The organism is Motilimonas sp. 1_MG-2023, assembly GCF_030547455.1.
In the GTDB taxonomy this organism is placed as follows: domain Bacteria; phylum Pseudomonadota; class Gammaproteobacteria; order Enterobacterales; family CBDFNC01; genus Motilimonas.
This window is the reverse complement of sequence record NZ_JAUOPX010000002.1, coordinates 70,934-85,752: the sequence shown is the minus strand read 5'-3', so window position 1 is coordinate 85,752 and position 14,819 is coordinate 70,934. Positions and strand designations below refer to the sequence as shown.

13 protein-coding genes and 1 pseudogene are annotated in these 14,819 nt (G+C 45.5%); 8 read left to right on the top strand and 6 right to left on the bottom strand.

Going from position 1 to position 14,819, the window contains the following annotated elements:
• Positions 1 to 116: 116 nt before the first annotated feature.
• Complete coding sequence (locus tag Q4519_RS01485; protein ID WP_303508942.1) at positions 117 to 401, top strand: GFA family protein; 285 nt, start codon at positions 117 to 119, stop codon at positions 399 to 401.
• Positions 402 to 468: 67 nt separating this feature from the next.
• Here Q4519_RS01485 and Q4519_RS01480 read toward each other — a convergent pair whose 3' ends face one another.
• Both Q4519_RS01480 and Q4519_RS01475 read right to left on the bottom strand, forming a co-directional pair.
• Positions 469 to 1,113: a hypothetical protein gene (locus Q4519_RS01480; protein ID WP_303508755.1), complete on the bottom strand. Its 645-nt coding sequence runs from the start codon at positions 1,111 to 1,113 to the stop codon at positions 469 to 471.
• A 223-nt stretch (positions 1,114 to 1,336) separates the two neighbouring features.
• On the bottom strand, positions 1,337 to 1,699 hold the full coding sequence (locus Q4519_RS01475) for a cupin domain-containing protein (protein ID WP_303508752.1): 363 nt from the start codon (positions 1,697 to 1,699) through the stop codon (positions 1,337 to 1,339).
• Positions 1,700 to 1,785: 86 nt separating this feature from the next.
• Here Q4519_RS01475 and Q4519_RS22385 point away from each other — a divergent pair.
• The 3 genes and pseudogenes from Q4519_RS22385 to Q4519_RS01455 all read left to right on the top strand — a co-directional run.
• A pseudogene (locus Q4519_RS22385) lies at positions 1,786 to 2,009 on the top strand (DUF4202 family protein); the annotation flags it as partial.
• A gap of 212 nt (positions 2,010 to 2,221) precedes the next feature.
• Entirely contained in the window at positions 2,222 to 2,668 is a 447-nt protein-coding gene (locus Q4519_RS01460; protein ID WP_303508744.1) for a MerR family transcriptional regulator, read from the top strand.
• Complete coding sequence (locus Q4519_RS01455; protein ID WP_303508741.1) at positions 2,658 to 5,444, top strand: copper-translocating P-type ATPase; 2,787 nt, start codon at positions 2,658 to 2,660, stop codon at positions 5,442 to 5,444. Before Q4519_RS01460 ends, Q4519_RS01455 begins: the two co-directional genes overlap by 11 nt.
• 326 nt (positions 5,445 to 5,770) lie before the next feature.
• On the opposite strand, the gene Q4519_RS01450 is transcribed toward Q4519_RS01455, so the two are convergent.
• On the bottom strand, positions 5,771 to 6,091 hold the full coding sequence (locus tag Q4519_RS01450) for a hypothetical protein (protein WP_303508737.1): 321 nt from the start codon (positions 6,089 to 6,091) through the stop codon (positions 5,771 to 5,773).
• Between the two features lie 842 nt (positions 6,092 to 6,933).
• On the opposite strand from Q4519_RS01450, the gene Q4519_RS01445 reads away from it, so the two are divergent.
• Positions 6,934 to 7,908, top strand: a complete 975-nt coding sequence (locus Q4519_RS01445; protein WP_232801439.1) for a DUF1852 domain-containing protein — start codon at positions 6,934 to 6,936, stop codon at positions 7,906 to 7,908.
• Between the two features lie 28 nt (positions 7,909 to 7,936).
• On the top strand, positions 7,937 to 8,968 hold the full coding sequence (locus Q4519_RS01440) for a methionine synthase (protein WP_303508734.1): 1,032 nt from the start codon (positions 7,937 to 7,939) through the stop codon (positions 8,966 to 8,968).
• Positions 8,969 to 9,076: 108 nt separating this feature from the next.
• Here Q4519_RS01440 and Q4519_RS01435 read toward each other — a convergent pair whose 3' ends face one another.
• A complete protein-coding gene (locus Q4519_RS01435) occupies positions 9,077 to 9,907 on the bottom strand; it encodes a sulfite exporter TauE/SafE family protein (protein ID WP_303508731.1) in 831 nt (276 codons plus the stop codon).
• Between the two features lie 402 nt (positions 9,908 to 10,309).
• Here Q4519_RS01435 and Q4519_RS01430 point away from each other — a divergent pair, with 402 nt between their 5' ends.
• Together Q4519_RS01430 and chrA are read left to right on the top strand one after the other, a co-directional pair.
• Positions 10,310 to 10,903 (top strand): DUF4202 domain-containing protein, encoded by a 594-nt coding sequence (locus tag Q4519_RS01430; protein WP_232801436.1) that lies wholly within the window; start codon positions 10,310 to 10,312, stop codon positions 10,901 to 10,903.
• A gap of 363 nt (positions 10,904 to 11,266) precedes the next feature.
• Positions 11,267 to 12,418: a chromate efflux transporter gene (gene chrA, locus Q4519_RS01425; protein ID WP_303508940.1), complete on the top strand. Its 1,152-nt coding sequence runs from the start codon at positions 11,267 to 11,269 to the stop codon at positions 12,416 to 12,418.
• Between the two features lie 56 nt (positions 12,419 to 12,474).
• Here chrA and ilvN read toward each other — a convergent pair whose 3' ends face one another.
• Positions 12,475 to 12,762, bottom strand: coding sequence for an acetolactate synthase small subunit (ilvN, locus tag Q4519_RS01420; RefSeq protein ID WP_232801435.1), 288 nt, complete (start codon positions 12,760 to 12,762; stop codon positions 12,475 to 12,477).
• A complete protein-coding gene (ilvB, locus tag Q4519_RS01415) occupies positions 12,759 to 14,429 on the bottom strand; it encodes a biosynthetic-type acetolactate synthase large subunit (RefSeq protein WP_303508724.1) in 1,671 nt (556 codons plus the stop codon). Before ilvB ends, ilvN begins: the two co-directional genes overlap by 4 nt.
• Positions 14,430 to 14,819 lie beyond the last annotated feature (390 nt).

The window sequence follows — 14,819 nt, the reverse complement described above, 5'->3', positions numbered from 1 at the left end:
TGTTAAGTTCGTTACTTAATTATAAAAAAGTCAAAGCTGAGAGAGAGTTATGCAGGGAAGTTTCCATTGTCAGGATGTGAAATTTGAGCTGTTGGGCGAGGTAAAAAAGGTAGTCAATTGCCACTGTAACCTATGCCGTCAGTCTAGCTAAAGACTTCAAACTGCTCCGCGGTCAATTAAAAGCTATCACGCTGACGGATAAAGCCACTAAGTTTGTGTGCAGCCAATGCTGTAGCCCGATTTACAATAAAAACCAGCGCTTCAACGGGCTAAATATGCTGTACCTTGGCGCGTTAGACCAAGCAGAGGCGCTACCCGCCGAGGTTAATCTCTACACGTCCACCAAGCTAACTTGGCTTGATGGTTTGAATGAGATGCCGAGTTTAGAAGGGCGCACTTAGTCGGCTTGCCCAACGAGGCTTTGGAGATAATCCGAGCATTGTTTACAATTTAATGTGAAGTGTCATGTTATTTTTTGTGAATAAGGTTCAAGAACACTTTGATTGCTTCTATTGTATCCGTGACGTAACCAGATTCGATGATTATATGGCTACCTCTTAAGCTCAATCCTTCTTCTTTCTTACCTTCAATACTAGAAGCCTTGATTTTTGTGAACTTGCTAATATCCCCTTCTGCATGAGCAAAACAGTTTCGTAACTTGTTCAAAAACGAAAGTTTATCCCAACTTTTTTTCAGCTCTCGGTTAGCTGTAAAACAAAATAAATCGAACGACTCTAGGTACTTCTTACATCTTTCAATCCCGCTACCGTTTAAATCTTCTACTGATACCGGCAAGTTCAGTTCTCTTGCAAAGTTATCGCATATAGTGACCAAGCTGCTCTCCAAAATTGAGTAAGATAGGAGTAAAATTGACATACGTTGCATATGTAAGTAATGGTCTATAAAGTGAAGCTCTATTCCCGTTAGTTCATAGTCACTAGAGCCTTCAATCATACGATCTAATTCGGCATTTAATCTGATTTTCTCTTTAGCTTGGAATGCTTCTACACTTTCGAATAAAAGTCCAAGTGCAGTAAGTTTGTTTTGAAATGTTTGAGTTTTCCCTGAGTTTCCAAACATATTGAATGGATCATCGGCTCTCTTACTGAACATTCATTCTCCTTGATAATAAAACGGTTTCCTAGCTCTCGAAATGAGGTGATAAAAAGTCCCCAAAAAGCTACAAAAATAGCTTAAATATTCACACTGTTTGTATCTAGGGTAAATAGTCGTTTAACCATTTTGTCAGATATCTTTGTTATACCAACGAAGACAGTTTAAGATTTTAATATTAATTTAATCAACTATTTAGTTAATATTCCTCTCAAATGTCAGTTCAAGGTTTGTCTGGTGGTGGATTTATAATCACCCTATCCTCATGACTGGGCGGAGTAGAAGTAACGATAAAATGTAAATCATCTTGGCTTAGGTTGCTTAACTGATGAGGCGTATTACAGGGTACATGCAGCCCTTGTTGGGCGGTTAGTTGATGTGTTTCACCGTTAACTTCTAACGTTGCACAACCCGACAGCACATAGAAAAACTGCTCGGCATGTTGATGTAGATGGCGTATTTCACGGCCGCCGGGCGGCACGCGCTCTTGGATAACGCTTAAAGCTTGGGATTTAACAAGATGCCAGCCATCACATTCTTCACCCCAGTTATAATGCTCGGCTTTTTCTTTTGAAATGGCGGTCAAGTTTCCCCCCTAGGCATTACAGCAAACTAGTTTAATCTTGGCTAGCTGCATAAAATACCGAGAATATTAGATAAATGGAATACCTTATGTTTAGCCAAGTGATTGAGTTAATTGATCAAGCTAATAGCCAAGACCCTAACCAAGAAGAGTTCACCGGAAAAGTTGGCCGAAAGAGCTGCTGTATTCTCAGCGTATGACCGACATGCTGGCGCGCTTTGCCCCTGACACCGATGAGTTAATGCAAATTGCAGTACGGGCGCAGCATATTAAACGCTGGTGCTCACCGCACAGTGATTTCCCGATGAACAAGTAAAGTTATCATAAGAAAGATTTCACGGCGTTTTGTATCAGAAGATGTTACCTATCAGGTTACTTTGTTTAAGCGCTTTTCGCTTGAATTCAAAGCCACTCTTTTCTGAAAAACCAGATATCATATCTCCATATAAAATATCTCCTTGACCTATGTGTTACACCTAGGTTGTATGCTTATATCTTCTTGTATTAGCTAGGTGGAGATACATCATGCTTACCAATGAAATTGCCCGAGCGGCCGGAGTCACGGCAGAAACCGTGCGCTTCTATACCCGTAAGGGATTACTCAGTGCCACTAAAGATCCGAGCAATGGTTATAAGCGTTACGATCAGGCGGCGTTAGAGCGGCTTATTTTTATCAACCATGCGCGCAACATAGGTTTTAGTCTGCAGGAGATTGCAGACATTATTGAACACTCGCAACGTGAGGATTCGCCTTGTCCTAAAGTCAGGCAAATGCTCAGTGATAAAATTGCTGACACTAAAGACAAAATAGCGCAGTTGCAGCGCCATCTTGAGTTAATGGAAACCACGTTCGCCGATTGGGCCACTAAGTCTGATATGGCGCCTAACGGCCAAGCGATTTGTTGCTTAATTGCCAATTGGTCGCAGCAGGGCGTAGCACTAGATGTAAAGGAGCAAGATCATGACAAATAATCCCATAGCCATTACGCTAGCGGGCGTTAATTGCATGAAATGCGTGAACAAAATTCGCAGCGCCCTCACTGAGCGTGACGCGAATGTAGAGCTCACAGTTGATGAGACTAAGACCTTTGCCGTGGTGGGCTCGGTATTAAGCCCAGCCGATGTGATCCAAATCATTAACGGTGTGGGCTATCAAGCTCAGCTAGCTACGCCGCAGCATTATGAAACAAACACGGCTAAGGTGTCGTGCCAGTCTTGTGTCAATAAAATTACCAAGCGGATCTTACAAGACGATCCATTGGCTCAGGTTAAGTTAGATATTGCGGCGCAGCATTTAACCCTTGAGAGCCGCTTAAGTGAAAGTTATATAGAGCAGATCCTAGTCGAGCTGGGTTATCAGCAGCAAAATCAAGCACCGCAAGGGGAAGCCAGCAAAGCGGTTTGCAGCGCCAAGCCAGCAATCAAGGAAGAAGAATCCGAAAAAGTAACACCTGAACCTTCGGTTGAGGAAAAAGTGGCTAATACTCTAGCGGGTTACGCCCAAACCGTTAATTTGTCATTAATCGGCGTAACCTGTGCCAGCTGCGTCAATACCATAGAAAAAGCCCTGCATGCCTTACCTGAGGTAGAGTCGGACTCCGTTAGCATTAACTTTGCCAACCGTACCGCCAGTATTAGCTCCCTTTATGATGCCAGCACCTTGATCAAAGCCATCCAAGGCGCAGGCTATGACGGTAAAGAAATCTTTGATAGTGAAGTGGCCGAACAAGAAAAAGAGGCCCGTGAGGCAAAAGAATATCGCAGTAAAATCAAGCAAAGCTGGATAGGGCTAGGGCTAGGTATCCCGCTGATGCTGTATGGTTTACTGGGTGGCTCAATGCAGGTAAACACTACCAGCGAGCAGCTTAGCTGGCTGGTGGTAGGCGTGGTAACTGGCTTGATCTTATGGCACAGCGGCAAGCATTTTTTTACCGGCGCTTGGCGTGCGTTTACTGCGCGTAATGCCACCATGGATACCTTAATTGCGCTGGGCACCGGTACGGCGTGGTTGTATTCGATGCTGGTGGTGTTAGCGCCCGAGTGGTTGCCAAGCAGTGGACGTCATTTGTACTTTGAAGCGACGGCGATGATCTTAGGTTTGATTAATCTAGGGCAAGCCTTAGAGCTCAAGGCGAGGGGGCGCACCTCACAGGCGATTAAACGCTTATTGGATTTACGGGTAAAAACCGCTCGGGTGATCCGCAATGGTGAAGAAGTTTCACTCCCGGTAGAGCACGTTGTTATTGGTGATCTCGTGCGAGTGCGCTCTGGCGAAAAGCTGCCCGTAGATGGCGTTGTGATTGAGGGTGAAACTAGTATAGATGAGGCCATGTTGACGGGAGAGCCGATCCCCGTTGTGAAACAAGTAGGGGATAATGTTTCTGCTGGTACGGTGAATGGATCGGGCAGTATTGTGCTTGAAGCCAAGCAAGTGGGCAGTGAAACCGTGCTGGCACAAATCATCAATATGGTGAGCCGAGCGCAAAATTCTAAGCCGCCCATTAGTCATTTGGCTGATCGCGTGTCGGCTATCTTTGTGCCCAGCGTGATGATTATTGCCATCATTACTGCATTGGCTTGGTACAATTTTGGCCCTGCACCCAGTTTGGTCTATATGCTAGTGACTGCAACGGCGGTGCTGATCATCGCTTGCCCTTGTGCGCTGGGGTTAGCGACCCCCATCTCGACCATGATAGGTGTGGGCAAAGCGGCGGAATTTGGCGGTTTAATCCGCCATGGTGATGCCTTGCAGCGTGCTAGCGAAATCAATGTGATGGTGTTGGATAAGACCGGCACCATTACCCAAGGAAAGCCTAAGGTCATGGCGTACCACACGTTTTCTCAAGATAAGCCGCTATTAGAAATTGTTACCGCTGTGGAGCAAGGGGCGAATCATCCCTTGGCGCAGGCCTTGTTGGAGTATGCGGATAAAGCAAAAATCAAGGCTGACGCGGTTACCGTCACCGACTTTACCTCATTAACGGGCCTTGGCGTGCAAGCGAGCTTTCAAGGCCAGCGGGTGTTATTGGGCAATGAGCAACTGATGGCGCAATTTGATATTGATTGCCGTGAAGCCTTGGCGCAGCTTGAGGAGCAACAGGCCAGCACCTTGGTCTTTTTAGCCTTAGGCGATCAAGTAGAAGCTATTTTTGCTATTAATGATCCTATTCGTGAGGATGCGAAGTCGGCAATCGTGCGTTTTCATCAGCAGGGCATTGAAGTGGTGATGTTAACCGGTGATAACGCGGCCACGGCCGAGCAAGTTGCCCAGCAAACGGGGATTGATGCCTTTCATGCTAATCAGCTACCCGAGGATAAGCTTGAATGGATCAAGCGCTTGCAAGCCCAAGGCAAGGTGGTTGGCATGGTGGGCGATGGTATTAATGATGCGCCCGCACTGGCGCAGGCCGATGTCGGTTTTGCCATTGGCGCTGGTACTGATGTGGCCATTGAAAGCGCCGATATCACCTTAATGCGCAGCTCGTTGCATGGCATTTCCGATGTGATTGCTATCAGCAGTGCCACCATGACCAATATTAAGCAAAATCTTTGGGGTGCCTTTATTTATAACTCTCTCGGCATTCCCATTGCGGCGGGCTTGCTGTTTCCCTTTACCGGTTGGTTACTCAGCCCCATCATAGCTGGCGCGGCGATGTCCTTATCGTCGGTGACGGTAGTGAGTAATGCCAACCGACTACGCTGGTTTTCACCTAAAGCAAAACAACTCGTACAACAAGAGGATCGCTAATATGTGGGTTAATTTGATAGGATTTGCGCTGATTATTTTGATTGTCTGGTGGTTTTGGGCCAAGTAATGGCGGAAAGCGCATTGATGCCGTACTTATAGATAAGTTGCATTTTCTGATACGAAACGCAGTGAAGCCTTCCTCAAAGGCTGTTGATGGCTTAACTGCCGCTTTCCTGCGGCAGATATTTGTATCAGAAATTGCGACTTATCGCGCAGAAAAAGCTTGGACATTCACCTAAATACTTCGTTTAGAAACTGGAGAATGTGGGCTAGCGAAAAAATGATTACATCCTCTTACTCTCGTGGTATCGTTCTTGCCTGTTGTATTACTGCTTTATCAACTTATATTTGAAACCAGCCATCACTGCGTCCATGTTTTCACCATCAAATTCAGTCAGAGTAATTTTTGCGTAGCCAAGATCGATCACACCTGGCGATACCTTGTATGAATCTGGGGCAACTTTCATACCGTCCAAATTTTGAATAAATTGATTGCCCTGAAATTGCCATAACGTATTATCGTTATCGGGTTCATTTTGAAAATGGCTAACCAGCCAGTCACCTTGCAAAGCCGACTCAGACAGCTCTGCTGCAAAAGCCGAAAAGCTTAATAAAGCACCCAGTGTAAGTAATCCTAGTTTTTTCATATTGCACTCCTTGTGAGTGTGGTTGAATATTACAACGGGGGCCCATAATTTAAGTGGGTTATACCGTATAGCGAAGCAGATCATAACCCACTGTTGTAGTCTCGTTAAATGCCTTTTTAAGCTATTTGTTCTGGGCTATACGCCACAACACACCACACCACTAGGGTCAATCACGCAAAACCCTAGCATTCCCCGTGGCTGCTCAACCAATTCAGTAACCTTGGAGCCAAACTCTTCTGTAAGATTCAGTTTTTGTATGTGCTCGGACCAACTTTGAGCATTCAAAGTCCTTTGCAGGAACAAAGGACTTTATTTCGACTTTTCCATTTCTTACTCCAATTCCTTTCTACGACTAGTAGCTTAACAGTGTTTTACACGGTTTTCCGTATAGGTCCCGCATGTCACCTTTTTAAGCTAACTCGTCACTTACAGGAAAACAACGCGAACCTGTATTTACCGAGGCCCAATTTGTCCCCGTAATATCTCAATGAAATAACAATCTGATGTGAACAAAGCGAGGCTTTTGCATTTTATTTACCGCGCCAACAACAGGCAGAGCGAATAAATTTCATTACAACTTTATAAATAACCAGCATTAGCAGCCACAATTAAAATGCCAAGCTAAAGGCAGACAACTGCAGCACATTCAAGCGCACCGTCTTTATCATGAATTTATCTCACTTTAATTCTGAAATTAAATCGTTTTTATTCATGCATGTTTACACGTATAAATCACTTATCAAATATTGATGTAAGTCAATTTTGGGCTGACTCGCAAGTGAGGCCAAACGAACTAAACACGGATTGCCCGTGCAAAGGGCGCAAACGGGACACGAAAAACGATGAACAAAGACTTCACTTTTACCATTAAAAGCATTCGCCTTGATGAGCATTATTGCCCATCTAACAATACGCGCATCACCACCAACTTTGCCAATTTAGCGCGCGGTGAGCACCGCCAACAAAATTTACGCAGTGCCTTGGCGATGATCAATAACACCTTTAATGCCTTGGCCCATTGGGATAACCCCAAGGGTGAACGCTATAGCGTTGAGCTGGACATTATTTCTGTTGATATTGATGTGGCAGGTAGCGGTGAACACTTTCCGTCTATTGAAGTGCTCAAAACCAGCATAGTGGATCATCAAACCGATACCCGTATTGAAGGCATCGTGGGCAACAATTTTTCATCTTATGTGCGTGATTATGACTTTAGTGTGCGCTTGCTTGAACATAATAAAGAGCGCAATGGCTTTAGCGTGCCGGATGATTTTGGTGAGCTGCACGGTAAGTTGTTTCAGCACTTTGTTCGCTCTAACACCTATCAGCAACACTTTAACAAGCCGCCGGTGATCTGCCTGAGTGTGTCGGATACAAAAATCTACCGCCGAAGCGAAAACCAGCACCCGGTTTTAGGCTTTGAATATGTTGCCAATGAATCGTCATTAACCGAGCAATACTTTAAAAAGATGGGCTTGCAGGTGCGCTATTTTATGCCACCCAACAGTGTCGCGCCGTTTGCGTTTTATTTTGTCGGCGATCTACTAAACGATTACACCAACTTAGAGCTCATTAGCACCATTAGCACCATGGCGACGTTTCAAAGAATTTATCGCCCTGAAATTTACAATGCCAATGCCGTTGCGGGTAAGTGTTATCAGCCTAACTTAAACAATCCAGATCATTCATTGACGCAAATTGTTTATGACCGCGTAGAGCGCAGCCAGTTGGCAAAGCAGCAGGGTAAATTTGCTGAGCAGTACTTTATTAAACCATATCAAAACATTCTTGAGCAATGGTCGGCTAATTACGCCTAACTTCTCACTTAATCAGGCAGCAAAAATTATGAAAACATTATTACCTACCTCTACCGCCGGCAGTTTGCCAAAACCCACTTGGTTAGCACAGCCTGAAACATTATGGTCACCTTGGAAATTGCAAGGTGATGAATTAATTAGCGGCAAGCAAGATGCGCTGCGTTTATCGCTGCAAGAGCAACAACACGCTGGCGTTGATATTGTTAGCGATGGCGAGCAAACGCGCCAACATTTTGTCACCACCTTTATTGAGCACCTCGATGGGGTGGATTTTGAAAATCGCCATACCGTCACCATTCGCAATCGCTATAAAGCCAGTGTGCCTACTGTGGTAGGGCCTGTGTCTCGGCCCAAATCTGTGTTTGTGGAAGACGCCAAGTTTTTACGCCAGCAAACCAGTCAGCCAATCAAGTGGGCACTGCCTGGGCCGATGACCATGATAGACACCTTGTATGATGCCCATTATCAAAGCCGAGAAAAGCTGGCATGGGAGTTTGCTAAAATTCTTAACCAAGAAGCGAAAGAGCTCGAAGCCGCTGGCGTGGATATTATCCAATTTGATGAGCCCGCATTTAACGTGTTTTTTGATGATGTTAACGATTGGGGTATCGCCTGCCTAGAGCGTGCCATTGAAGGCTTAAAATGTGAAACCGCTGTGCATATTTGCTACGGTTACGGCATTAAAGCGAACACGGATTGGAAGAAAACCTTGGGCACCGAGTGGCGTCAATACGAAGCCGTGTTTCCGAAATTGCAGCAATCTAATATCGACATTATCTCCCTTGAGTGTCACAACTCCCATGTACCGATGGAGTTACTTGAGTTGATCCGCGGTAAAAAAGTCATGGTGGGTGCGATTGATGTGGCTCGCAATGAGATAGAAACCCCAGAAGAGGTGGCCAACACCTTAAGAAAAGCATTGCAGTTTGTTGATGCCGACAAGCTCTATCCTTGTACCAACTGCGGCATGGCACCGTTATCACGCCAAGTTGCCTCAGCTAAACTCAAGGCGTTAAGTGCTGGCGCCGCGATTGTGCGCAATGAGCTTATCAATAAGTAAAGCAAAATTAAGGGTTACTATTTGTCCCAGCTGGTAACCCATCCAATCCCTTTAACCGTCACCCATGCTTTAAGGGATTGGATCTTTTTTAGTAAGAGCGGATTTTAGTTAGATCATTAACTGCGCCATCATTCTGCCCCCAGTTACTAGCAGCACCAAAGCAAAGATTTTTTTCAATTTAGCCCCATCTAAATTAGCCGCCAACGACGCCCCTAGCGGCGCAAACAACACGGTGAGAGGCACGATGCAAATAAAGCCAATCAGATTAACCAAGCCAAAAGTTCCCACTGGCGCATCAGTTGGCGCTGTGCCCAAGGTTAACAAGGTCATCGCGCCGGGCAAAGAGATAATCAAACCTATTGCTGCGGCTGTGCCAACAGCTTTATGAGCCGGGTAGTTATATAAGGTGAGTAGTGGTACCGAGATAGTTCCGCCGCCGATGCCGACCATAGCGCTAAAAAAGCCGATAGCTGCGCCCATCACGGTTTGCCCCGCTTTACTCGGCAACTGGGTAAACAAAGCCGATTTACCAGTGCGAAATAACATATTCAGGGCAGCTAAGATCGCAATCACACCAAATAATAGCGCCAGTAGTTCGCCATTCACTCGGGTAACTAGCCAGCTGCCCGCTAACACGCCAAGCAAAATAAACGCCGACCAACGTTTGAGCAGCTCAATATCGACATTACCTTTGTTTAGATGTGAGCGTATCGAGCTAATCGAAGTGGGGACTATGGTGGCCAAGGACGTAGCGGTTGCGATAAGCATTGCTGATTCGGGCGATACACCAAAACCTTGGAACAAGAAAAAAAGCACAGGCACAATAACGATACCGCCGCCAATCCCGAGTAAACCTGCTAGCACGCCCGCAAAAATGCCTGTGGCCACCAGCGCAATGAAGGTGTAAAGATGATTTGACACAAATTCAATAAGATACATTAACTACTTCTCTTTTTATTTAGCGATAACAGTGCACAGAAGTTTAATGGGAGCGGATTAATGAACAAAAGTGATATAAATTCAATTTTAAGTTGAATTTAGTTCATTTAAAAACTTGATAGCTACCCGTAGTTAGGATTGGAAGTCGTTATTAAACTATTTTTCGTGTTACTGAAGAAAGCAGAGATAGTTGTTGTAGTTATACACAAATAGTGTGAGGAGCTGTATCAGTTCAAACATTAGCCTGGTTCAGCCCAGTATGATAAAAAGTGATGGCCGCTGCTAACTTTAACTCTCCTTTGTATTGGGTGTAAATTCTGCCTCTTAAATATATCTAGCAAGCTAGCTTAATTTTGGCTAGCTGCATAAAATACCTAGAATTGTAGATAAATGAGATGCCCTATGTTTAGCCAAGTGATTGAGTTAATTGATCAAGCCAATAGCCAAGATCCTAATCAAGAAGAATCAGCTGGGAAAAGTTGGCCGAAAGAGCTGCTGTACTCGCAGCGTATGACCGAGATGCTGGCGCGCTTTGCCCCTGACACCGATGAGTTAATGCAAATTGCGGTACGGGCGCAACACATTAAACGCTGGTGTTCACCGCGCAGTGATTTTCCGATGAATAAGCAAGGGTATCATCAATGGCGCAGTGCCTTGTATCTGTTTCACGCCGACTCGGTGACGCAGCTGATGCAGCAAGTGGGCTATGATGACGCGGCACGTGAGCGTGTTTATGCTGCCGTGGCGAAGAAACAAATCAAGAAAAATCCCGATAGCCAGCTGGTGGAAGATGTTGCTAGCTTGGTATTTATTGAACATTACATGCTCGCGTTTGCTGCGACTAAGCCAGATTATGATGAGCAAAAATGGATTGGTATTTTGCAACGCACGTGGAAAAAAATGTCGCCAGAAGCACATGCCTTTGTGTTGGCGGGTAAGATCACTTTGCCTACGCCGTTAGTGCCTTTGATTGAGAAGGCGTTAGCGGGGGAGTAGCTTTACAATAGTTCGAATTCGATATGGGTGCTAAATGAATAATCCACCTGTTTCGCAGTAAAACATCTTTTTCAGGGATGAAAAAATTGAGCTTACAGGGATGTACTTGCAGCGATTTTACGGAGAAATAGGTGGATTGTGAAAGTGATGAGTTTGACTCCGAGCCCTCTTTTTCGCGGTATAAATACCGCTCCTTGTATGTTGAGCTAGTTGATTGGTGTTTTTGTAGGACATGAGCTTGCTCAGGGAATTTGTGATATTCGCAGAGCAAGCTCTGCTCCTACTTGGCTTGTTATTGATTTGTCATAAAACTGTCTTATTATGCGACTGTTAACTTTATAGGCAGTCGTTATCATGAAATCCATCTTTGACATTTTCACCTCATTTTTCCTGCTCGGCCTTCACTCTTTTGGTGGCCCTGCGGCGCATATTGGCTATTTTAAAAAAGCCTTTGTCGATGAAAAAAAATGGCTCAGCGAGCAAGATTATCAAGGGTTGGTGGCGCTCAGTCAGATATTGCCGGGACCGGGGTCGAGCCAAGTGGGCTTTGCCCTTGGTTTAAAACGAGCGGGTTTACTGGGCGGCATTGCAGCGTTTGTCGGCTTTACCTTACCTTCATTTTGCTTGTTATTTGGCTTGGCATTGTTTAGTCAAGGCCAGCAACCTGATTGGCTAAATGCTTTGATACACGCATTAAAACTGCTAGCGGTGGTGGTGGTGGTTGACGCCGTGCTGAATATGTATCGCAGCTTTTGTGCAACGCGTTTATTAACTGCAATGGCGGTATTGAGCGCTGCTGCATTATTGTTATTTCCCAGCGTAGTAACGCAATTTGTGGTGTTTATTGCCGCTGCGTTAATCTGTTTTAAATGGCATAAGCTAGAAGGGAGGGGGGATAATAAAGTGACGAGTCAGCGGGTGGCAGTGAAGTGGCTGCCATTGGGGTTATTCGCTGTGCTGTTTTCGGTGTTGCCATGGCTCAGTGGTTATGGCTCGGTTTTGTCATTGCTGAATGATTTTTATCAAGCGGGCTGCTTAGTATTTGGTGGCGGCCATGTGGTGTTACCGCTACTTGAGCAAGGCTTGCAAGGCCAAATCAGCCAAGACACTTTTCTATTTGGCTATGCCGCGGCGCAAGCGGTGCCGGGACCGATGTTTAGCTTGGCGGCTTTTCTTGGTGCTTATTTAAATGCTTCGCCTTTGTTGGGCGCGGTACTGGCTACTTTAGCTATTTTTCTTCCTGGCTTTTTATTGGTACTGGCATTTATGCAAAGCTGGCAGCAGCTATCGCAACAAGCTTGGTTCGCCGCTGCTAGTGCGGGGATCAATGCTTCCGTTGTCGGGTTGTTATTGGCGGCCTTGTATCAGCCTGTATTTACTAGTGCTGTGGTGATGCCACTTGATATGGTGGCGGTGATCATCGGTTTATTTGCATTGCGTGTGCTGAAGTTAAAAGTGATGTGGCTGGTGCTAGGAGCACTGATTTGGGGCTTGGGTCTACATCTTTTTGTTTGAGTAAAAAGTAAATAAGTACAGCACGGACACCCCGTGCTGTACTGGAGTCTGAATCGTTATTCGACAAATTCCATCATTTGCGCAAACACCGGATGGCTTGATGAGTGCTGGCTAATTTCCAGTACGTCTTCAAGCTTTAGGGTTTGTTGAGTGAGCTGATCAAGGCGTTGATCTTCTCCCACTAATAACCAAATTTTACTGTGCTTTTTGTCCTGCATCGGCATACATAAAATGCCTTCTACGTTAAATGCACGGCGGGCAAATAAGCCGCAGACATGAGACATTACACCAGGGTGGTTGTTTACTTTAAGCTCTAGAATGGCACATTGGCTAAAATCACTCATGCTTTACGCTCCTCAATTAAATCTTTGTTGGCTGCGCCTGGTGGTACCATGGGGAATACCATTTCATCTTCTGAGATTGGTACGTTAATCAGTACGGGCCCAGGGGTGTTTAATGCTTCGGTTAACATGGCTAACGGATCGGTCGCTTTGCCTAAATCAAAACCATTTGCGCCCATGGCTTGCGCCATTAAGGCAAAATCAGCGGTACGTTTGTTATTCACTGCGGCAAAGTTTTCCTGATAGAACAATGCTTGTTGCTGGCGAACTAGGCCAAGGCGTGAGTTGTTAATTACCACTACCTTTACGTTCAAGTTGTGCTCTACTGCCGTGTCAATTTCTTGAATGTTCATCATGATGCTGCCATCGCCACTGATACATAGTGCCATGCGATCAGGATCCGCTAGGGCAGCGCCAATCGCGGCTGGTAGGCCATATCCCATCGTGCCTAGGCCACCAGAGCTACTCCACTGGCGATCGCGTACAAACGGATACACTTGTGCGGTCCACATTTGATGTTGGCCCACATCCGTATGGACGTTGGTGTTGTCACCGACAATTTCAGCCACTGTTTTGATTAGGCTGTAAGGGTTAGATAAGTCTTGTTTAGTTGGCAGTGGAATACCATGGTTTTCATTTAACCACTTGATCCGGCTAACCCATTCTACACGCTGTTGCGGCTCGCAGTTAGTAAGTAGTGCTTTAATGCAAGCGCCAACGTCAGCATGAACGGCAAGAGTGGGGGTTTTTAGTTTACCGATTTCACTGCGGTCAATTTCAATGTGTAACACGGCGGCTTGTGGACAGAACTCACTGATTTTTCCGGTGGCGCGATCGTCAAAACGAACGCCAGCACCAATTAGTAAATCACATTCTTCAAGGGCGATGTTGTTGCCTTTTGAACCGTGCATACCCAGCATGCCAAGGTGTAATTCATGACCGTGGGGGAATACACTCAAACCTAAAAATGTGGATACGGCAGGGATGTTGAGTTTTTCAGCTAGCGCTACTACGGCTTCGCTGCTGTTTGATTGGATTACGCCAGCACCCACCATCAGCATTGGTCGCTCTGCTTTTGCGATCATGGCTTCCATTTCTTTTAGCTGCGCTAAGGTCGGCTGTGGTAAGGGCATTGCCTCACCTGGTGCTGGAAACTCATCTATTTCGATAATTTGGTTTTGCACGTCTTTAGGGATGTCGATAGCAACTGGCCCAGGGCGGCCTGAAGTGGCAATGCGAAAGGCTGCTGGGATCACTTCTAACAATTCTTCAGCAGAGCGCACTAGCCAGTTATGTTTAGTAATAGGTGCCATTAAGCCAAAGGTGTCAATTTCTTGAAAGGCATCGGTGCCTAACATGCTACTTGGCACTTGACCGGTAATTGCAATAACCGGAATAGAGTCTAAGTGAGCGTCAGCGATGGCGGTGACTAAGTTAGTGGCACCAGGACCTGAGCTAGCAAAACAAACAGCCGCTTTGCCTGTAACGCGGGCCATGCCTTCGGCAATAAAGCCTGCACCTTGTTCATGGCGGGTTAACACGTGCTTAATGTTACTCCCGGGTAGTGCATCATAGAGTGGCAGAGCTGCACCGCCGGGAAGTCCGGCAATTTGCGTAATGCCTTGACGTTCTAATAGTTTTATTACGAGCTGTGCGCCGCTGATCTTCATCTGTTGCCTCTCTTGCTATCAATTCTTTATGGCATAAAAAAACCCCCTTGGGCCTGCGCCGAAGGGGGTTTAAATTGTTAAAACCCGCTACGGCAAAATGCTAACCACGACGACAACCACGACGCTAACGACGTGTTGTAGAGTGTTGATTAGGTTTGCTGTAGTAGCCAGTTTCATTGATTTTTCCTTACGAATATGCCGCTAAAGTTAACAAAGGAACAAGGTTGGCGCAAATGCATAGCAAGAAGAATTAGGTTAATACTGCCTTTTGTCTAGTTTTTTTTGCTGATAAATCAGTAACTGTAGTTTATTGAACTGCTTTTTTCTTTTTAAATAGTGGCTAGATAAGTTCATTACAATAAAAGCAGTTGATCTGTTCTTTTTTATCAT